Raw genomic sequence first — 19,649 nt, 5'->3', positions numbered from 1 at the left:
GGCTGACACGTCAGCTCAGTCCGGCCCACCATGACAGAAGCGTATCCGTGACGAGCGCGAGGAAAATCGCCGCGCCCACATCGCGGTTGGCGCGGAAGCGGCGCAGGCAGTTCTTCGGATCGGACGTGTCGAGCGTCGAGACCTGCCAAGCCATCTGAAGGCCGACCAGCGCGCAGCCGAAGAAAAACACGAGATGCGTGCCAGCGAGGAAGCCGGCCGCGATCCACAGTAGCAGCGCGCCGACGTAGAAGCTGCCGACCCAGAACCGCGTGTCCTCCCCGAACGAGAGCGCCGTCGATTTCAATCCGAGCATCAGGTCGTCCTCGGTGTCCTGATGGGCGTAGATCGTGTCGTAGCCAATGGTCCAGAGAACCGAACCGGCGTACAGCAACAGTGCCGGCAGGGCGAGCGAGCCCGTCACGGCCGCCCAACCCATCAACGCACCCCAGTTGAACGCTAGGCCGAGAACAGCCTGCGGCCAATAGGTGTAGCGTTTCATGAAGGGATAGACGGCGACCAGCGCCAGCGACGCGATCCCGAGGACGATCGTGAAAAAATTGAACCAGATCAGCACCAGGAAACCGACCATTGCGAGCGCAACCGCAAAGATGAGCGCGGCTTCCGGCGAGACCTGCCCGGACGGAATGGGGCGGCTCGCGGTCCGCTGCACCCGGGCGTCGTATTCGCGGTCGACGTAATCGTTGTAAGCACAGCCCGCGCCGCGCATGACGATGGCGCCGATTGCAAACAGCGTGAGCATCCAGACGTTTGGATAGGGCCGGCCGACCGATACTTCGGCCAGCGTCAGCGACCACCAGCACGGAAACAGCAACAGCCAGGTGCCAATCGGTCGGTCGATGCGGGCGAGCCGAAGATAGGGGCGCCACGCGGCTGGAGCATAGGTGTCGACCCAGTTGCCCGTCGGAGCGTCCGCCACGGCCTTAGCGCGCTCCCCCTGCGGGGGGTCCGTGTCCGGGCTCGCTGCCGTTGCCGTCATTCTCGATGTGTCCTCGCCTTCCATGATGCAGCGGACGTTAGCGGCGGCGACCCCATCCGGCAACACGAGGCAGTGCCGCGCCCCGGCCCCGAGGTTGGATTGGCCATGATGTTCGGATATGCAAGCGGACATTTAGGGCAAGGGCGCGACCATGGCGGTCCACGATTTCACTTCGCAACGGCTGTTCGTCGATCACCCCCTCGGCCAAGGGACGCGCATTTCCTGTACTCCGGAACAGGCAAGCTATCTCAGGAGTGTGCTGCGCCTCTCCGCCGGCGACGAGATCCTGATTTTCAATGGCCGTGACGGAGAGTGGCGAGCCCGGCTTTCGGAAGTCGGCAAACGGGGCGCCGCGCTGGATGCCGAGAGCCTCGTCCGCGCACAGACGGGGGGACCCGACCTCACCTACATCTTCGCACCGCTGAAGCGCGCGCGGCTTGACTACATGGTGCAGAAGGCGACCGAAATGGGCGTTTCGCGTCTCACGCCGGTCCTCACACGCCATACGATTGCCGAGCGCGTGAATCTCGAGCGGATGCGCGCCAATGCGATAGAGGCCGCTGAACAATGCGGCATTCTCCGCGTTCCCGAAGTTGCCGAGCCGATCAAGCTGGCGTCGCTTCTGCAAAACTGGGATACCTCGCGGGTGCTCATCTTTTGCGACGAGGCCGCCGAAGTTGCGAACCCGCTTTCGGCGCTCGCTAAACTTCGGCCTGGGCCGCTTGCGGTTCTTATCGGTCCGGAGGGCGGATTTTCGCCCGATGAGCGCGAGATGATCCGGGCACTGCCGCACGCGACGGCCCTGTCGCTCGGACCGCGCATCATGCGCGCCGACACGGCGGCCATCGCCGCGCTGGCTCTCGTCAACGCGGCGCTCGGCGACTGGCGCTAGACAAAACAAACGGAGGTTCGCTCGTGCTGACGCTTTATCACAACCCGCATTCGCGTTCGGCCACTGTGCACTACATGCTGCACGAGCTCGGTGAACCGTTCGAGATCGTTCCCATCGACCTCAAGGCGGGCGAGCACAAGACGCCCGAGTTTCTAAAGATCAATCCGATGGGAAAACTGCCGGTGCTCCGCGATGGAGACACCATTGTCGCGGAAACTCCAGCGATCCTTCTCTACTTGGCCGACAAGTACCCGAAGGCCGGACTGGCGCCGGCCATCGACGATCCCGACCGGGGCGCATTTCTGAGGTGGCTGTTCTTCTACGGGAGCTGCTTCGAACCAGCGCTTGCAGACATGTTCATGAAGCGGGAGTCGCCGCCCTCGACGGTGGGATGGGGCAAACCCGAGGACGTGCTCGATACGCTTTCGGCCGGACTTAAGCCAGGACCGTGGCTTCTCGGGGAGCGCTTCTCGGCCGCCGACGTGATGGTCGGCTCCGGCGTCGCATTCATGCTTGGGTTCAAGGTCCTGCCCGAACGCCCGGAGTACGTGGACTACGCGGCAAGGCTCGAAGCCCGTCCGGCCCGGAAAGCCGCCAAGGCGGCGGATGCGGCGCGGATGGCGGGCTGACGCCCGTCGCGCGCTGGCGTGCCGCCTTTGCGTCCGGGCCTTCATGTTGCTAGAACCCCAGCAAATCAGCGGACGAGCAGACGATAGATCGCAAAGGGCAACGGCGTGACGGACACACGTGCGAAGGGCGGAGACGAGGCGAAAGGCCAAGCTGGCGCCGAAGGGCGGGACTGGAGCCAGACGCTCAACCTACCGCAGACGGATTTTCCGATGCGCGCCGGGCTGCCCGATCTCGAGCCCAAGATCCTCAAGCGCTGGCAGGAGCGTAATCTTTATCAGGAGCTGCGCGAGGCCTCGAAGGGGCGCCCCAAGTTTGTGCTGCACGACGGCCCGCCCTACGCCAACGGCCACATCCACATCGGACATGCGCTGAACAAGATCCTCAAGGATCTCGTGGTGAAGTCGCAGCAGATGCTGGGTTTCGACTCCAACTACGTGCCGGGCTGGGACTGCCACGGGTTGCCGATCGAATGGAAGATCGAGGAGGCCTACCGCGCCAAGGGTAAGGAGAAGCCGAACTTCTCCGATCCGGCTGCGATCAACGCGTTCCGGGACGAGTGCCGCAAGTTCGCCGAGAAGTGGGTCGACGTGCAGCGCGAGGAGTTCAAGCGCCTCGGCGTGATCGGCGACTGGGACCACCCCTACCTCACGATGAGCTACGCAGCGGAAGCAACCATCGCGCGCGAGCTGATGAAGTTCGCCGCCAACGGCCTGCTCTATCGCGGCTCGAAGCCGGTGATGTGGAGCGTTGTCGAGAAGACGGCGCTCGCCGAAGCCGAGGTCGAGTATCAGGACTATCAGTCGGACGCGGTGTGGGTGAAGTTTCCGATCAAGGCCTTCCTATCTCCGGTAATGAAGCTTGAGCCGTCTCAGGACACGCCAACGGTCTCCGCAGAGTTGGCGCAGTTGATGAAGGCATCGGTTGTCATATGGACGACGACTCCGTGGACGCTGCCAGGCAACCGCGCGATCAGCTTCTCGTCCAAGATTGACTACGGTCTTTACGAGGTCACGGCTGCTCCTGAGCAGAATTGGGCGAAGGTCGGCGACAAGTACATTCTTGCCGACAAGCTTGCGGCGGATGTCATGAAGTCCGCGAAGGTGGAGGCGTTTGAGCGTCGCTGCTCGGTTACCGCTGACGATCTCAGCCTCAGCTTTGCAAGGCATCCCCTCGCCTCGCTCGGCTACAAATTTGACGTTCCCCTGCTCGACGGCGATCACGTTACCGACGACACGGGCACGGGCTTCGTGCACACGGCGCCGAGCCACGGCGCGGACGACTACAACATCTGGATCGCGAACCAGAAGGCGTTGCGCGATCGCGGCATCGACACGACGATCCCGACCACCGTCGATGCGGACGGCGTTTACACCAAGGAAGCGCCGGGCTTCACGGGCAAGCGCGTGCTCAAGGAGAACGGCGACAAGGGCGACGCCAACGACGCCGTGATCAAGGCACTGGCGGAAGCGGGCAACATCATCGCGCGCGGACGCCTCAAGCATCAGTATCCGCATTCGTGGCGCTCGAAGAAGCCGATCATCTTCCGCAACACGCCGCAGTGGTTCATTGCGATGGACAAGGGCTTTGACGACGACAACCGCACGCTGCGGCAGGTCGCGCTCGCCGAGATCCAAGCGACGGAGTGGGTGCCGGAAGCTGGCGAGAACCGCATCACCGGCATGATCGACAACCGCCCGGACTGGGTGGTGTCGCGTCAGCGCGCGTGGGGCGTTCCGATCACCGTCTTCGTTGCAAAGCGCGACCACGGGAGCTTTATCGAAGGCGACATCCTGCGCGACGAAGAGGTCAACGCCGCCATCGCGGACGCATTCGCCAAGGAAGGTGCGGATGCCTGGTTCGCGGCCGGCGCGGCCGAGCGTTTCCTCGCGCCGAAATACGACCCGGCGGACTGGGAGCAGGTGCGCGACGTTCTCGACGTGTGGTTCGACTCCGGCTCGACGCACGCCTTCGTGCTCGACGATCCGGACCAGTTCCCCGGGCTCGTCGGCATCAACCGCGTGCGAGACGGCGGCCCAGATCGCGTGATGTATCTCGAAGGCTCGGACCAGCATCGCGGCTGGTTCCACTCGTCGCTGCTCGAGAGCTGCGGCACGCGCGGCCGCGCACCCTACGACGTGGTGCTGACGCACGGCTTCATCCTCGACGAGAAGGGCGAGGACAAGATGTCGAAGTCGAAGGGCAACGTCCTCTCTCCCCAAGACGTGATGAAAACGTCGGGCGCGGACATTCTGCGCCTCTGGGTCGCCTCGGCCGACACGACGAACGACATCCGCTTCGGCCCCGCGATCGTGCAGTCCGGCGCGGAAGCCTATCGCAAGCTGCGCAACACACTGCGCTGGATGCTCGGCGCGCTGCATTACTACTCACCCGAGTTGCGGGTGGCGCGTGCGGATCTGCCGGAGCTCGAGCGCCTCATGCTGCATCAGCTCGTGCAGCTCGATGCGGAGGTTCGCGCCGCCTATGCCGCCTACGACTATCGGGGCGTCGTCGCCGCGCTGTCGCCGTTCATGAACACAGAGCTCTCCGCGTTCTACTTCGATATCCGCAAGGACACGCTCTACTGCGAGAGCTATTCCAGCGTGAAGCGGCGCGCTTCGCTCACCGTGATCGACCAGATCTTCGGCTGCGTGACGTCGTGGCTGGCGCCGATCCTGTCGTTCACGGCGGAAGAAGCGTGGATCCATCGCTACGGGGCCGAGCGTAGCGTGCATCTCGAAACGTTCCCGACGGTGCCTGAGGCTTGGCGCGACGATGCGCTGGCCGAAAAGTGGGAGCGCGTACGCGACGTGCGCCGCGTCGTGACCGGCGCTCTCGAAATCGAACGCGCGGCGAAGCGCATCGGCTCGAGTCTCGAAGCGGCGCCCGAGATTTTCGTGACGGATGCGGCCACGCTGGAAGCGATCCAGGGCATCGATCTCGCCGAAATCTCGATCACCAGTGCGGCGACGTTCCATAGCAAGGTCCCGCCCGCCAGTGCGTTCACGCTGCCGGACGTGCCGGGGGTTGGCGTGGTGGTTAATCGCGCCGAAGGCCAAAAGTGCGCACGCTCATGGCGGATCACGACGGATGTCGGCTCGGACCCGGACTATCCGGATCTCTCCGCGCGCGACGCGGCTGCCGTACGTGAACTCGACGCCAGGGCAAGCGCATGACGGTCGAGCAAGCCCAGACGTCGAGCTGGATTTGGGGCCCCTATTCCGCCCTTGCGCTTAAGGTGGCGGCGGCGACCTTTGTGATCGATCAAGTCCACAAGTGGTGGATGCTGCTCGGCTATCGAATCGCCGAGAAAGGGCGGGTCACGATCACCCCCTTCTTCGACCTTGTTTTCGTTAAGAATACCGGCATCAGCTACTCGCTGTTCGACGGGTCAACCTACACGTGGCAGCTTGTTCTAGCTTTGTTTTCCGTGGTCGCGTCCACGGCGCTCTGGGCGTGGCTGGCGGCTGCCGGAACGGGCCGTATCATGGCCTGGGCGCTTGGCCTGATCATCGGCGGGGCTCTGGCCAACGGCCTCGACAGGATCCTGATCGGCGGGGTTGCAGACTTCTTCTCTCTGCACGCGTTCGGGTTTTACTGGTACGTGTTCAACATCGCCGATGTGGCCATTGTTGCCGGGGTAGCGGCCCTCCTGTATGACTCGTTTGCAGGGAGTCGCAAAGACGCCGCAAAGCCGATGTAGCTCCGTACCTTAAGGTGCGAGACTCGATCGGAAAAACAGGGGGCGGGCGATTTTGACAATGTCCAAATGCTTGACCAGCCGTGCGTTCCTCGGGCGTGTGCTCGCTGTTCCGTTTGCGCTCGCTATTGCCGGCTGCTCTGCGGATGATGTCGAGCTCAACGGCAAGATTTTCGATGTCGTCGGCCTCAATGGTCAAAAGTCCAGTGGCGGCGATCCCAAAATAGCGGCGCGTGCGCCGCTCGTCATGCCGCCCAACACGGAGCGTATTCCGGAACCCGGCGCGCCACCCGAGAGCCAGGTCGCCACCTCCGAGATCGCGTCGCTCCAGGATCCCGACAAGATCAAGAAGACCTCGCGCGCGGAGCTCGAACGCCAGCAGGCCGAGTACTGCAAGAAGAACTACGAGCTCGCACAGGCCCACGGCGACCAGAATGCCGATCAAGCCGCCGGTCCTTTGGGTCCGTGCCGCGCGTCCGTCCTGACCGCCATTCAGCAGTGGAACAAGGGCGACGACGCGGACCAGGGCGAAGACCAGTGAGCTGCGGGACTGAGCTCCGCACGCGTTTTTGGATCGGTCGCGTTTATTTAGACATTACAATTTCTTATACGGCTCATCGCAGCCCAAAATCACCGCGACATGAACTCGTTGTCATTTGACAACAGTCCCCCGAATGCCGAGATCTGCTGCATTCGTTTTTTGCGTTGCCGGTCGGCGCCGGACAGCTAGCGTCCCCCGCGCGATCTCTCGCCACCGAGGATCATATGATGAATTCACCGGGCGTTCTGCGCCTTCTCACCTGGATCGGCTCGATCATGCTCGCTATCGCACCGTCACAGCTTCACGCTCAACCCCGCACCTCTGAATTCACCCTCGACAACGGCCTGCAGGTCGTCGTCATTCCCGACCACCGCGCGCCGGTCGTCACGCACATGATCTGGTACAAGGTCGGCGCGGCAGACGAGCCCAAGGGCGTCTCTGGCATCGCGCACTTCCTCGAACACCTGATGTTCAAGTCGACGGACAAGATTCCGCTCGGCGAGTTCTCGAAGATCGTTGCGCGCCTCGGCGGCCAGGACAACGCGTTCACCGGCCACGACGTGACGAGCTATTTCCAGCGCATCTCCAAGGACCGTCTGGAGACGGTCATGGACATGGAAGCGGACCGCATGGTCAACCTGCGCCTGACCGAGAAGGAGGTGCTGACCGAGCGTGACGTCATCCTCGAGGAGCGCCGCTCGCGCATCGAGAACAACCCGGCCGCGATCATGGACGAGCAGATGAACGCGGCCCTCTACTACTCGCATCCCTACGGCATCCCGGTCATCGGCTGGGAACATGAGATGGCGAAGCTTTCTCCGCACGACGCGCTCACCTTCTACAAGCACTTCTATGCGCCGAACAACGCCGTGCTCGTGGTGGCCGGCGACGTGACCGCCGATGAGGTCAAGGCGCTTGCCGAGAAAACCTACGGTAAGATCCCACGCAATCCGACGGTGGGCGCAACGCGCGAGCGTCCGACGGATCCGCCGCAGCGGGCTGCACGCCGCGTTGAGTATTCCGATCCGCGCGCAGGCAAGGCCTCGTTCCACCGCGACTACGTCGTGCCGAGCTACATGACCGCAAAGCCGGGTGAAGCCGAAGCGCTCGATCTTCTCATGAAGATCGCCGCCGATGGCCCGACGAGCCGCGTCTACAAGCGCCTCGTCGTCGAGGACAAGATCGCCTCGTCGGCCGGCGGCAGCTATTCGGGCTCGGGTCTCGACTACGGCACGATCAGCCTCTACGCCATTGCCGCGGGGGGCAGCGACGACCTTCCGAAGGTTGAAGCCGCCATCGACAAGGTGCTGGCTGAGATCCGTGAGAACGGCGTGACCGAGGCTGAGCTCAATCGCGCCCGCTCGAGCTATATCGCCGACTACATCTACGAGAACGACGACCAGGCTTCTCTGGCTCGCCGCTACGGCTGGGGCCTCGCGCTTGGCCGTACCGTGCAGCAGATCGAGGGCTGGCCGGACGCGCTCAAGAAGGTGACGGTTGACGACATCAAGCGGGCAGCGAACGCCTATCTCGATCTCAAGCGGTCGGTGACGGGTTATCTCACGCCGTCCGAAGGGCCCACCCACGCCGAGCAGCCAGCGCCCAAGAGCCGCTCATAACGTTTGTTTGTTGTGCTTCCCGACAGAAGCACCCGTCGCAAGGACCGCTCAATGGATATGTTCCGCCGCTCGATCGCACGTGTCGCCCGTATCGACATGGCGATGTCGCTGACTGTCCTCGTGCTTGCTCTCGTCGTCTCCTTTGCCAGGCCCGCACACGCCATGAAAATCGAAGAAGTTAAAAGCCCCGGCGGCATCAAAGCCTGGCTGGTGGAAGCCCACGAGAATCCGCTGCTCGCACTCAAGTTCTCGTTCGAGGGTGGCAACTCCCAGGATCCGGAGGGCAAGGACGGTGTCGCGAACTTCCTCTCCGCGATGCTCGATGAAGGTGCGGGCGACATCCAATCGAGCGATTTCCAGGAGCAGATGGAAACCCTCGCGATGCGCATGCGCTTCGAGGACAGCCGAGATGCGTTCTACGGCAACTTCGAGACGCTGACCGAGAACCGGGATGAATCGGTCAAGCTGCTCAAGCTCGCGCTGACGAAGCCGCGCTTCGATCAGGACGCGGTGGAGCGCATCCGCGGCCAGCTTCTCGCCAACCTCGTCTACTCCGATCGCGATCCCGAGAAGGTTGCGGCCAGGGAATGGTTCGCAACCGCGTTCCAGGGACATTCCTACGCGCGGCCGTCGCAGGGCACGGAAGCGTCCGTCAGCACGATCACGCGCGACGACCTCGAAGCCTTCCGCAAGCGCAACTTCGCGCGCAGCAATCTCAAGGTGGTCGCCGTCGGCGACATCACGCCGGAGCAGCTCGGGAAGCTTCTCGACGAGGTCTTCGGCGATCTCCCCGAGAAGGCCGATCTTGCTCCGGTGCCGCAGACGAAGCCTATTGCGGGCGGCAAGGAGAAGTGGATCACGATGGAAGTTCCGCAATCCGTGGCGATGTTCGGCCTGCCGGCCATGCAGCGCAAGGATCCGGACTTCATGACCGCATTCGTGCTGAACCAGCTGATCGGCGGCGGCGGCTTCGCCTCGCGGCTGATGGAAGAGGTGCGTGAGAAGCGTGGCCTCGCCTACTCGGTGTACAGCTACATCCAGCCGTTCAAGCACACGTCGATTTTCTCCGGTGGTGTTGCCACGCGGGCCGACGCCATCACGCAGTCGATCGATCTCATCCGCAAGGAGCTGAAGCAGGTTGCCGACGAAGGGCCGACGCCGGAGGAGTGGGAGAACGCGAAGAAGTATCTGATCGGCTCCTACGCGTTGCGCTTCGATACCAACTCCAAGATCGCGAGCCAGCTCCTGGGCCTCCTGGAAGACGATTTCGGCCCGGATTACATCGACAAGCGCAACAAGATGATCGAGGCGCTGACAATCGAGGACGCGAAGCGCGTCGCCAAGCGGCTGCTCGATACTAACGACCTCATCGTCACTATCGTCGGCCAGCCGGCGACGGCCACTGCCGACAAAAAGGGCTGATTCCGCCTTCCGGAAGTCACCTCTCCCCGTCATGAACGGGGAGAGGACATCGGCCTTGGCGGATGCGACGAAAACGGCTACGCCTCCCGCGGAACTCCCTTCCCTTCAGCCGGTTATGCGGGTTGCCATGAACAAGCCCCTCCCTGCCTCCTCTACCGCTCCCTATCGCCAGTCGATCGCCGGATGCCTTTCGGGTGCCATCGGCGCGCACGGTCTCACCGAGGGTGAGCTCGGCCGCTGGCTCGAAAAGCTCGGGCCGGCCCTGCACGATCTCAAGGCGGACTACGCCAGCGGACGGCTGCCGCTGCTGAAAATTTCGGAAGAGACGGCGGACCTCGATGCGGCCGAGGCGGCTTTGAACAAGCTGTCGGACGGAGCCGAGACGATCGTCTTCTTCGGCACGGGTGGTTCTGGTCTCGGCGGCCAGACGCTGGCCCAGCTCGGCGGCTGGGGGCTTCCTGGCGTCGCGTGCTGCTCAGAGCCCAAGCGCGTCAGGCCCCGCACGCGCTTCTACGACAATCTCGATTCGGTGACGCTTTCTGCCGGTCTGAACCGGCTCAATCTCGAAAAGGCGCGCTTTGTCGTCACGTCGAAATCGGGCGGCACGACCGAAACGCTGGCGCAGCTTCTGATCACCCTGACCGCCGTTAAAGAGGCAGGGCTCGAAAAGCGCATTCCCGACATGTTCCTCGGCATCACCGAGCCGGACAAGCCGGGCAAAACCAATGGCCTTCGTGCCCTGCTTGGCAGCCTCGGCATCCCGATGCTGGAGCATCACATAGGGATCGGCGGGCGCTTCTCTTGCTTGACGAACGTGGGCCTGATGCCGGCGATGGCGCGCGGGCTCGATGCGCGCAAGATCCGCGCGGGCGCGCGCGAAGTGATCGACAACCTCGTGTCTTGCTCGTTCCCCGCTGCGTTCGCTCCGGCGATCGGTGCGGCGACGGCCATTGGCCTCTCCAAGGAGCGCGGCATCCGCACGCTCGTGCTGATGCCCTACAACGACCGTCTGGGACGCTTCTCGGACTGGTACGTGCAGCTGTGGGCCGAAAGCCTCGGCAAGGGCGGTGAAGGAACCACGCCCGTGCCCGCCATCGGTCCGGTCGATCAGCACAGTCAGCTTCAGCTCTTCATGGATGGGCCGCGCGAGATCGCTGTCACGGTCGTGCGGGTCGCGAGCGCAGGGCAAGGCCCGAAACTCGACGCCGAAATGGCGAAGCTCGCGGGTCAGAGCTTCCTCGGGGGCAAAACAATCGGAGACGTCGTGGATGCCCAGGCGCACGCGATCGCCGAAGCCCTGACGCAGGCCGGGCGGCCCGTGCGCACCTTCGATCTCGACACGCTCGACGAGCGCTCGATGGGCGCGCTGCTCATGCACTTCATGGTCGAGACGATCCTGGCCGGACGGTTATTGAACCTGGATCCGTTCGATCAGCCAGCCGTCGAGTTGGCCAAGACGCTGACGCGGGAACGTCTCGCGCGTTAGATCCAATCTATTGGATGCGGCGCTCGACGGAGAGGCGGATGAGATCTGCGGTCCGCTCGACGCCGAGTTTTTCCTTCAACCGGCTGCAGGAATTCGCGACGGTCTTGTAGGCGATGCCGAACGTGCTCGCGATTTCCGCCAGGCTCTTGCCCTCGCCCAGAAGGCGCAAGATCTCGATCTCTCGGTTCGACAGCTTCTGCAGCGGGTCTTCCGAGAAAGACGAGCTGAATACCAGATCGCTCGCCATGGTGCGATCGAGGTAACGGTCGCCCGACGCGATCTTCTTGACCGCCGTCACCAGCTCTCCAGCGTCAGCGCTTTTGCTCACATATCCCGCCGCACCAGCCTTGAGCGCGCGCATCGCATAGCTCGGCTCAGAGTGCATCGTGAACATGACGATGCGCGATGCACCGTTCTCGGCCTTGAGGCGGCGCAGCAGCTCGAGCCCGCTCGATCCGTCGAGATTAATATCCAAGACAGTGACGTCAGGGTTAACCGAACGCGACAGGGTCATCGCATCCTGGGCCGTGGCGGCTTCGTGAATCTCAGCGCCGGAGATGGTCGCGAGCAGGCGGCGGACGCCTTCGCGGACAATGGCGTGATCATCGACGACCAGGATTTTCATGTGCACTCGCCTCCTTGCGCCTCATAAAGGTAGCATCCGAAATTCCCGGGAAACAGGCGGGACTATTTCCCGATATTGGTCAGCATGGTTTCCAAGGTCAATTGCGGCGGTTCTCGATGGAGAAGCGAATGAGGTCGGATGTGCGCGGCAGATCGAGCTTTTCTTTGATGCGGCCGCAGGAGTTCGCAACGGTCTTGTAGGCAATGCCGATGGCATCCGCGATGCCTTGCAGGCTTTTGCCTTCCCCGAGCATACGCAGAATCTCGATCTCGCGGTTCGTGAGCTTGCGCAACGGATCCTCGGCGCGAACGCTGCTCATGACCAATTCGCCAGCCATAGTGCTGTCGAGATAGCGCTCTCCTTCGAAAACGCGCAGAACGGCCGTCGTCAGTTCGTCGGCGCCGGCGCTCTTGCAGACATAGCCGTAGGCGCCCGCCTTGAGAGCGCGGTTGGCATAGATCGGCTCGCCATGCATGCTGAACATCAACACGCGCGCGGACGGACTCTCGATGCGGAACCGGCGAAGCAGCTCAAGTCCACTCGCCCCTTCGAGATTGATGTCGAGAACGACCACGTCCGGATTTTCCTTGCGCGCAATCGCAAGCGCCTCGTGGGCCGTCGCAGCCTCGAATAGAACGGCATTCGGCAGCGTCGACAGAAGGCGCTGAACCCCCTGCCGCACAACTGCGTGATCATCGACGACGAGTACCTTCATACGTTGTCCCCTGGATCGGCCGACCCGTCGAAAGCGGCATAACTTTCACGGATCGGGAGCCGGACGTCCACAACAACTCCGGCGCGATCTTTCCTGTTCTGAATATCAAGCGTTCCACCCAATGCGGTGACGCGCTCCCGCATGGCGATGAGACCAAAGCCGCTCGACAGACTCGCAGGCTTCAGCCCGCCGCCATCGTCTCGAACGAGGACGCGAACATTGTCGTCAGCGTCGCGCGTGACCTCGACATCGATTTCGGTCGGCTTGGCGTGCTTGAACGCATTGGCGATGGCCTCGCGCACGATGCCATGAATGACGGTATCGAGCTTCTGGCCGCATCCGCGGTCGGTCACGTCGACGTTGAAGGTAACGTCGGGATTGCGGAACTGCCACGAAACCACAAGCGTCTCGATGGCGTTGGCGAGGCCGAGTTCGAGATGCACGGCAGGGCGAAGGCGGTTAAGGATCGACTTCACATGCTTCTTCATGTGCGCGACGGCTTCACGGATGGCGTCGGCGCGCGCGGCGAGGGCCGCGGGATCGGGGACGTCTCTGTCGGCCATCTGCCGTATGCTCGACGCATCGACATCGGCGGCGAACAGGAACGGACTGACCTCGTCGTGCAGGTCGCGGGCGAGATCCGCTCGCTCTTCCTCCTGGACCGTCACGAGTTGCTCGTTGAGCTGCTGGTTGCGCTTTTCCATCAGACCGAGGCGGTCTGCCATCTCGTTGAAGCCCGTGCAGAGCTTCGCGAGTTCAGTCGGCCCGCTCTCCGCCACGCGAACGGAGTAGTCGCCGCCGCCAAGCTGTTCGAAGGCCTTGGAGAGATTGGGTAGCGGCTCAAGCGCACGGCCGACCGTAATGTAGACAAGCGTCGCGACGAGCGCGCAGAAGACGGTCAGCATGGCCAGCTTCAGCAAGAAATCGTCCCAGACTTCGCCAACCTCGCCCCGCTGCTCGGATTCGAGCTCGAATGTGCCGAAGTTCGCCAACCCATCCGGCAAGGGAATGCGGATGACTTCGGCCGGTCGTGCCATCAAGGCGTAAAACCATTCCGGCAACTCTTCGGCAGGCGCCACGAAACTCGATACGCGCGCGCCGATCGGCTCGGGCTCGACGAACGTCGCCCTCACGTGGCGGTTGCCATCGAAGACGCGCACGAGACGCACGAGCTGGAGACGCGGATCCTCGTCGTGGGCGATCTCCTGGATCACCTTGCGTACCGTCTTCTCTGCAATGGAGAGCGCGGCGCCGACCTCGGTCTCGACTTTGTTTGCCGCCTGCCAATAGGTGAGCACAACGCTGAAAATCAGCGTCAGCGCCAGCACAACCGAAATATTGCGAATAAGGGTGGCGCTCAGGGACTCAGACTTGCTGGGTCCGAAAGGACTGACGAGGCCAATGTATCTGCGCAACGACATTCTCTATTCCGGTCCCCTTCTCGAGGCATGCGGCGGCACGGCAATAAAGACCCGGTTGAGCTGGGAAAGAAGGGGTGGGGCGGACATGGAAACTTTCGATGTTACAAGGTAACATCTCCTATGTTATAAAATGTCGCATCGTGCAAGGGCCAGCCAGCATATTCCGCGGGCTCGGTAAGCAAGTCCGCTGGCCCATGCCCCTTTGCCGCCCCTCGGGTCGTGAACACCCCCGATGTGAAGGGGCGGTACCACCCATTTCCGCATCCGCTATCGCGAGCGCGTGAAGCTGGCCTTGGTGCGTTTGCTCACGAAAAAACCCCAAGGCTTGGCCTGGGGTTTCGCAATGTGCTTCCAGCGCGCCGCGACTGCCACGATCCGTCCGTGGGAACCCGTGCGCCGGGATTAGATCTACCGGCGGGATCGGACGGCTTTGCACTGCCCCGGGGCCATCTGCTGGTTTTCGTCGGTGTTGGGTAGTTGCCGAGTGGGGTCCCTCGCCGGAAGGGAGCGTTTGTCCGCTCCTCCCTATCTTCGAGCCTGGTCTTGATCCTCTGACGGCCGGGATGCGCCCATGGGCGAAATCCGATGCTCAGCGTCCTGCAGCTTCTCCAGGCAAACCACAATTTCTCGCGGCAGGTCGCTCTCATCAAGCTGGTAAGTACGCTTCAAATGCGTACCGAAGGACCTCACGATTTCTGCTCCAAACTCTCTCTCCATTGTTCTCTCCTTTGGGCGCCTACTCCTTTCGCACGCCTCTAATTTCCAACTTGCCGGCTGCAGGACAGTTCCTTGGAAGACATTGCAAATTGGTGCTTCCCTCATTCGCTCAACGCTGCCTCTCCTGTTTCGTAAAGGGCGATGCGCAGCGAACGGTTCCGTGACGGTCGTACTAAAATCGACAATGGCGAACGCGAGGAACTCGCGTCGCCCGGGGGCATTGCCTCGATATGGACCTCCAGAAGAAGAGGATCGCCGCGAGAGCGATCCTCGTTCGCGGGATATGCTGTAGGAGGCCAACGCCAAACGAAAAGGATCGAAAGTTAAACTCTCGATCCTTCACATAAGCGGCTTGCGATTGTGCGTTACCGCGCAGAGCCATCAGATGGCGCTTTCGTCGCAGGGCCGCTCTTGTTGCCTGGCATACCTTCCACGCCGCTCGAGTCCTGGCTCGGGGTGGTGGTGGCGCCGCCTTCACCCGTCGACATACCTTCGGTCGATGCGCCGCCCGGCGCGCGTGTTGCAGGTCCTGTGCGCGTATCGGGAGCGCCCTGAACACCCGGGCCAGAGTTCGGCTTGGCGGGGTCCGCCACGGCGTTTTGGTTGTCAAGCTTACCGGGCGCCTGCGCCATCACCGACACAGAGCCGATGGCACCGACAGATGTCGCGAGGACCATGATCATCATCTGCTTCTTCATTGTCATTTTTTCTTCTCCAGGTGGTCGCGGTAAACATCCTCCCCTGCGGCCATAACCTTTGCACGCGCCTCAAGTTCCCGGGCTTTCGGCCGCAGTGCAGTTTCGCTGCCATGCGCACTTGCAGCTACGCAAAGCTTTCAAGTGAAACAAAAAGCGGCTGGCGGCGGTTTATGAAGCAATCGGCAACAACCGGATCACAATACGGAGGACACCCATGGCTCGAGCCACCGCACACCCCGATCATCGCCTGATTTCCAGCGAGGACGTCCACGGCACGGACGTCATCGGCGCCGACGACGAGGTCATTGGCGAGATCGACCACCTTCTGATCGAAAAGACGACAGGTCGCGTTGCTTATGCCGTGATGAGTTTTGGCGGCATCCTGGGGCTTGCGCATAGCCACTATCCGATCCCATGGACGGCCCTGAAATACGACACGCAGGTCGCTGGATACCGAACCGGCATTACCGAGTCCCAGCTGCGCAATGCTCCCGAATTCAGCGACGACTCGTGGACCGATCGCGCGTGGGAGACACGGACGCACGAGCACTATGGCGCGCCGACCTATTGGGCCCACTAACGCCCGCCGGAACCCTTCCAGCCAATCAGCGTTCAACATCTGTGGAGGCTCGTGTGGATCCCGTTCCGCGCGAGCCTCTCGCACATTCGAGTTTTTCGTGGGGCGCCGCCGCGTGGACTAGAGCAAGCGATCATGATGTCCGAATGGGTTTTCATTCGCCGTGTGCTCACCGTGTTTGCCATTGGCGCGCTCGCTCTCGCGCTGTGGGCTCTTTCCGAACTTCTGTTGCTTATCTTCGCCTCTGTGCTCTTTGCCGTTGCCTTTCGCGCAATGAGCGCGCCCCTCGTCCAGACGACCGGCATGAGCAGGCCGTGGGCGCTGGTCATTGTTGTCTTGGCCATCGTCCTCCTACTTTCGGGACTCGTTCTGCAGTTCGGAACCAGCCTGGCAAACCAGACAGCTTATCTCGTGCAGACTGCACCTGCCGCCTTTGCCCGGCTGGCGCAGCAATTCCAGCTCGACTCGCTCTCGAAGAATTTCGGCGGGTCCATGCTCGGCGCGGTTGCATCGGGGGCTATGTCGATTGGCTCGAGCGTTGTCGCGGCTGTAACCGGATTTGCGCTCTCTGTCGTCGGCGGCCTCTACCTCGCGGCCTCGCCCGACATCTACCGGCGCGGACTGATCACGCTCTTCCCTGAGCGTTGGCACACCATCGTGACATCCACCGTGGACGACAGCGGATTCGCGCTTTCGCGATGGCTCAAGGCCCAACTCATCGCCATGGCCATCGTCGGAACGTTGACCGGCATCGGCATGGGGCTCGTCGGCGTACCTTCGCCGCTCGCCTTGGGACTGATCGCGGGTGTGCTGGAGTTCATTCCGATCGTGGGACCGATCCTCGGCGCCATCCCCGCGTTGCTTCTCGCCTCAGGGCAAGGGCTGGATGTTACGCTCTGGGCGCTGGCGGTCGCTATCATCGTCCAGCAGCTCGAGAACAACGTCATCATGCCGTTTGTCGTCGGTCGCGTCGTGGAGATGCCTGCGGCCGTGGGGCTCTTTGCCACCGTCGCGATGGGACTGCTATTCGGGCCGCTCGGCTTCGTGCTGGGTTATCCGCTCGCCATTGTCGGGGACGTTGCCGTGCGGCGGCTTTACGTCCGCGAGGCGCTTGGCAAGGCCGTCGAGATTCCGGCCGAACGGGAGCGTAAGGCCAACGTCGAATAAACTTGGAACTTCGAACTATCAGCGGGCGTCGTAGGAATCCCGCATCTCAGTGGGAGGCTCTACGTGCAAACGCTGCCAATCGTCCTTGCGATGCTCGCCGGGTTCATGCTCTCGGCCTGCGGAGACGACTCCTCTCTGCCGGAGTCCGCGACCATAGGACCGAACCCCACCTTGCCCGAACCCAAAGCGCAAACCATTCCGACCGTAAAAGTTGCGAAGGCGATTGGCTGGCCTGAAGGCGGCAAGCCGACGGCGGGGCAAGGACTCGCTGTTGGTGCCCTTGCAGGCGGGCTCGATCATCCGCGCTGGATCTATGTTCTTCCCAACGGAGACGTCCTCGTTGCGGAAACCAACAAGCCCGAGGGCAGCGGCGGGAAGTCAGGCGTGGCCGGCTGGGTCATGGGCAAGGTCATGACGTACGCCGGAGCGGGCGTATCGAGCGCAGACCGCATCACGCTGCTTCGCGACGACAACGGCGACGGAGTCGCAGAGACGCGCACCGTATTTCTTTCGGGCCTGCACTCGCCGTTCGGAATGGCGCTCATTGGACAAGACTTCTACGTCGCCAATGCGGACGCGATCGTGCGCTTCCCCTACAAAGAGGGCGAGACCGAGATCAAAGAGGCAGGCGTGAAAGTCGCCGCTCTTCCGGGCCTGCCGTTCAATCACCACTGGACCAAGAACATCATCGCTTCACAGGACGGTACAAAGCTGTTCGCCACCGTCGGCTCGAACAGCAATGTTGCCGAGAACGGCATGGAGGCGGAGAAAAACCGCGCTGCGATCCTTGAGGTCGATCTCAAGAGCGGAAGCACTCGAGTGTTCGCCTCCGGCTTGCGCAATCCCAACGGCATGGGGTGGGAGCCCTCGACGGGCGAACTATGGACTGTCGTCAACGAGCGCGACGAGATCGGCAACGACCTCCTACCGGATTTTCTGACGTCCGTTGCGGACGGCGGCTTCTACGGTTGGCCTTACAGCTACTTCGGCCAGCATGTCGACGAGCGCGTTAAGCCACCGAATCCGGAGCTCGTCGCAAAAGCGATCGTACCCGACTACGCACTCGGCGCACACACGGCCTCGCTCGGTCTGACATTCTCAGGCGGCACGCTGCTGCCGGAACGGCAGAGAAACGGCGTGTTCATCGGACAGCATGGTTCGTGGAACCGCGAGCCTCCGAGCGGCTACAAAGTGATCTTTATCCCTTTCAAAAACGGCAAACCCGCGGGCGAGCCTGAGGACATCCTGACAGGTTTCCTGAACGACAAGGGCGAGGCCCTCGGGCGCCCTGTCGGCGTTGCGATCGACAAGGCGGGTGCGCTGCTCGTCGCGGACGACGTGGGCAACATCGTCTGGCGGGTGATGCCTGCCACGCCTGCAAGCGCGGACAAACCCTAGCCCGATCACGTCCTCTCGTTTGAAACCCACCATCTTCTCCGCCGTACATCCCATGTGCGCGCACGGCAACTCGCTCGTCCTACAGATTGGAGAAGACAATGACGAAGCCCCTCCTCGTGGCAGTATTGCTGGCCGCATCCTCCTCGATCGCGCTGGCTCAGGCCCCCGTGCCTCAAGATGGAAGCCTGACCGGGAAAGCCATGCATGATCTCCCCGGCCATACCAACAACGGCAAGACCGCCAATCCAACGGCCAAGCCCGACGACAGCAGCCTCACCGCGAAGGCGATGAAGGATGCGCCGGGCGTTACCGGCGGTGGCTCGACCTCCATGCCGACGGCGAAAGCCGATGACGGCAGCCTCACCGGCAAGGCGATGAAGGATTTGCCCGGCAACAAGTAGGGCCGAGCATCCCGCCTCACACAGGCAGCAGCCTCGGAGGCAAGCCCTCTGGGGCTTTCGTCATTGTCCGGCCGAAATGATCTGTCAGTCCTCAACGCATCGCTGGGGAATCCGCACATGGACGCAGCAACGCTTTTCATGGTTCTGCAAATCAATGGAAAGGACCGTGAGGAACACCCGCGCCAGTTTCCGGACGTTGCGGCCTGCGAATCCTACGTTTGGGATCTCAAAGAGAAGCTCGCGCGTATGCCCTTCCCGAGCTCGATCAAAAGCTACGAGTGCATGCGCTGGTATGCTGTCAGCAAATAGTGACCGTGGATGGCGGCCGAAGCGGCATTGGCAGGCGTGAGAACAAGAAAGGTTTGTCAGCGGTGACAATGCCGAGACTCGGAAACGAGCCGGGGACTGGAGCGGGCGAAGGGAATCGAACCCTCGACATTCAGCTTGGGAAGCTGACGTTCTACCTCTGAACTACACCCGCATTCCGCATCGTTATCAATGCGTTGACCGACAAATGCCGCCAGTCTCGATGGCGGCTCGGCCTGGCCATCTTGTAGAGGGTTTGCCCGTTCTTGTGAAGCGGGCGATACCGCCCATATAGCGCTGCGGCACCCGCAACCGCTTCAACCTTCACTGAATTATTGCA

At 62.4% G+C, this 19,649-nt stretch carries 18 protein-coding genes and 1 tRNA gene; 13 read left to right on the top strand and 6 right to left on the bottom strand.

All coding sequences use genetic code 11. The features are described from left to right. Positions 1 to 10: 10 nt before the first annotated feature. Positions 11 to 997 carry a 4-hydroxybenzoate octaprenyltransferase gene (gene ubiA / locus VHO05_RS02600; protein ID WP_329645052.1) on the bottom strand — a complete coding sequence of 329 codons (987 nt, stop codon included), beginning with the start codon at positions 995 to 997 and terminating at the stop codon, positions 11 to 13. Positions 998 to 1,148: 151 nt separating this feature from the next. Between ubiA and VHO05_RS02595 the strand changes: the two genes are divergently transcribed. The 8 genes from VHO05_RS02595 to VHO05_RS02560 all read left to right on the top strand — a co-directional run bounded on the left by VHO05_RS02595 (position 1,149) and on the right by VHO05_RS02560 (position 11,284). Further along, complete coding sequence (locus VHO05_RS02595) at positions 1,149 to 1,889, top strand: 16S rRNA (uracil(1498)-N(3))-methyltransferase (protein WP_329645051.1); 741 nt, start codon at positions 1,149 to 1,151, stop codon at positions 1,887 to 1,889. Between the two features lie 23 nt (positions 1,890 to 1,912). Beyond that, a complete protein-coding gene (locus VHO05_RS02590; RefSeq protein WP_329645050.1) occupies positions 1,913 to 2,518 on the top strand; it encodes a glutathione S-transferase family protein in 606 nt (201 codons plus the stop codon). A 105-nt stretch (positions 2,519 to 2,623) separates the two neighbouring features. Next, positions 2,624 to 5,692, top strand: coding sequence for an isoleucine--tRNA ligase (gene ileS / locus VHO05_RS02585; RefSeq protein WP_329645049.1), 3,069 nt, complete (start codon positions 2,624 to 2,626; stop codon positions 5,690 to 5,692). Next, entirely contained in the window at positions 5,689 to 6,219 is a 531-nt protein-coding gene (gene lspA / locus VHO05_RS02580) for a signal peptidase II (RefSeq protein WP_329645048.1), read from the top strand. Before ileS ends, lspA begins: the two co-directional genes overlap by 4 nt. Positions 6,220 to 6,277: 58 nt before the next feature. Then, positions 6,278 to 6,757: a hypothetical protein gene (locus tag VHO05_RS02575; RefSeq protein WP_329645047.1), complete on the top strand. Its 480-nt coding sequence runs from the start codon at positions 6,278 to 6,280 to the stop codon at positions 6,755 to 6,757. A 224-nt stretch (positions 6,758 to 6,981) separates the two neighbouring features. Next, the gene (locus VHO05_RS02570) at positions 6,982 to 8,376 is read left to right on the top strand and encodes a pitrilysin family protein (protein ID WP_329645046.1); all 1,395 of its coding nucleotides are present in this window, start codon (positions 6,982 to 6,984) and stop codon (positions 8,374 to 8,376) included. A gap of 51 nt (positions 8,377 to 8,427) precedes the next feature. Then, positions 8,428 to 9,798: a pitrilysin family protein gene (locus tag VHO05_RS02565; protein WP_329645045.1), complete on the top strand. Its 1,371-nt coding sequence runs from the start codon at positions 8,428 to 8,430 to the stop codon at positions 9,796 to 9,798. Between the two features lie 127 nt (positions 9,799 to 9,925). Then, complete coding sequence (locus VHO05_RS02560; protein WP_329645044.1) at positions 9,926 to 11,284, top strand: glucose-6-phosphate isomerase; 1,359 nt, start codon at positions 9,926 to 9,928, stop codon at positions 11,282 to 11,284. A gap of 7 nt (positions 11,285 to 11,291) precedes the next feature. On the opposite strand, the gene VHO05_RS02555 is transcribed toward VHO05_RS02560, so the two are convergent. The 4 genes from VHO05_RS02555 to VHO05_RS02540 form a co-directional block, all read right to left on the bottom strand. Continuing rightward, a complete protein-coding gene (locus VHO05_RS02555) occupies positions 11,292 to 11,909 on the bottom strand; it encodes a response regulator transcription factor (RefSeq protein WP_329645043.1) in 618 nt (205 codons plus the stop codon). Between the two features lie 97 nt (positions 11,910 to 12,006). Next, the gene (locus VHO05_RS02550) at positions 12,007 to 12,624 is read right to left on the bottom strand and encodes a response regulator transcription factor (RefSeq protein WP_329645042.1); all 618 of its coding nucleotides are present in this window, start codon (positions 12,622 to 12,624) and stop codon (positions 12,007 to 12,009) included. Then, on the bottom strand, positions 12,621 to 14,045 hold the full coding sequence (locus VHO05_RS02545; protein WP_329645041.1) for an ATP-binding protein: 1,425 nt from the start codon (positions 14,043 to 14,045) through the stop codon (positions 12,621 to 12,623). The genes VHO05_RS02550 and VHO05_RS02545 overlap by 4 nt, the downstream gene beginning before the upstream one ends. Before the next feature lie 1,082 nt (positions 14,046 to 15,127). After that, positions 15,128 to 15,466, bottom strand: a complete 339-nt coding sequence (locus VHO05_RS02540; RefSeq protein ID WP_329645040.1) for a hypothetical protein — start codon at positions 15,464 to 15,466, stop codon at positions 15,128 to 15,130. Positions 15,467 to 15,674: 208 nt separating this feature from the next. Between VHO05_RS02540 and VHO05_RS02535 the strand changes: the two genes are divergently transcribed. The 5 genes from VHO05_RS02535 to VHO05_RS02515 all read left to right on the top strand — a co-directional run bounded on the left by VHO05_RS02535 (position 15,675) and on the right by VHO05_RS02515 (position 19,312). Then, positions 15,675 to 16,040 (top strand): PRC-barrel domain-containing protein, encoded by a 366-nt coding sequence (locus VHO05_RS02535; RefSeq protein WP_329645039.1) that lies wholly within the window; start codon positions 15,675 to 15,677, stop codon positions 16,038 to 16,040. A 132-nt stretch (positions 16,041 to 16,172) separates the two neighbouring features. After that, entirely contained in the window at positions 16,173 to 17,204 is a 1,032-nt protein-coding gene (locus VHO05_RS02530; RefSeq protein ID WP_329645038.1) for an AI-2E family transporter, read from the top strand. 90 nt (positions 17,205 to 17,294) lie between these two features. Next, positions 17,295 to 18,602, top strand: coding sequence for a sorbosone dehydrogenase family protein (locus VHO05_RS02525; protein WP_329645419.1), 1,308 nt, complete (start codon positions 17,295 to 17,297; stop codon positions 18,600 to 18,602). A 98-nt stretch (positions 18,603 to 18,700) separates the two neighbouring features. Further along, complete coding sequence (locus VHO05_RS02520; protein WP_329645037.1) at positions 18,701 to 19,003, top strand: hypothetical protein; 303 nt, start codon at positions 18,701 to 18,703, stop codon at positions 19,001 to 19,003. Positions 19,004 to 19,120: 117 nt separating this feature from the next. Next, positions 19,121 to 19,312, top strand: coding sequence for a hypothetical protein (locus tag VHO05_RS02515; protein ID WP_329645036.1), 192 nt, complete (start codon positions 19,121 to 19,123; stop codon positions 19,310 to 19,312). A 97-nt stretch (positions 19,313 to 19,409) separates the two neighbouring features. Here the strand turns inward: VHO05_RS02515 and VHO05_RS02510 are convergent. Beyond that, positions 19,410 to 19,484, bottom strand: a tRNA-Gly gene (locus tag VHO05_RS02510). Between the last annotated feature and the right edge of the window lie 165 nt (positions 19,485 to 19,649).

This window comes from Hyphomicrobium sp. (genome assembly GCF_036262015.1).
Lineage (GTDB): Bacteria > Pseudomonadota > Alphaproteobacteria > Rhizobiales > Hyphomicrobiaceae > Hyphomicrobium_C.
The sequence above is the reverse complement of the archived record's forward strand: the minus strand, read 5'-3'. Positions and strand labels throughout refer to the sequence as shown.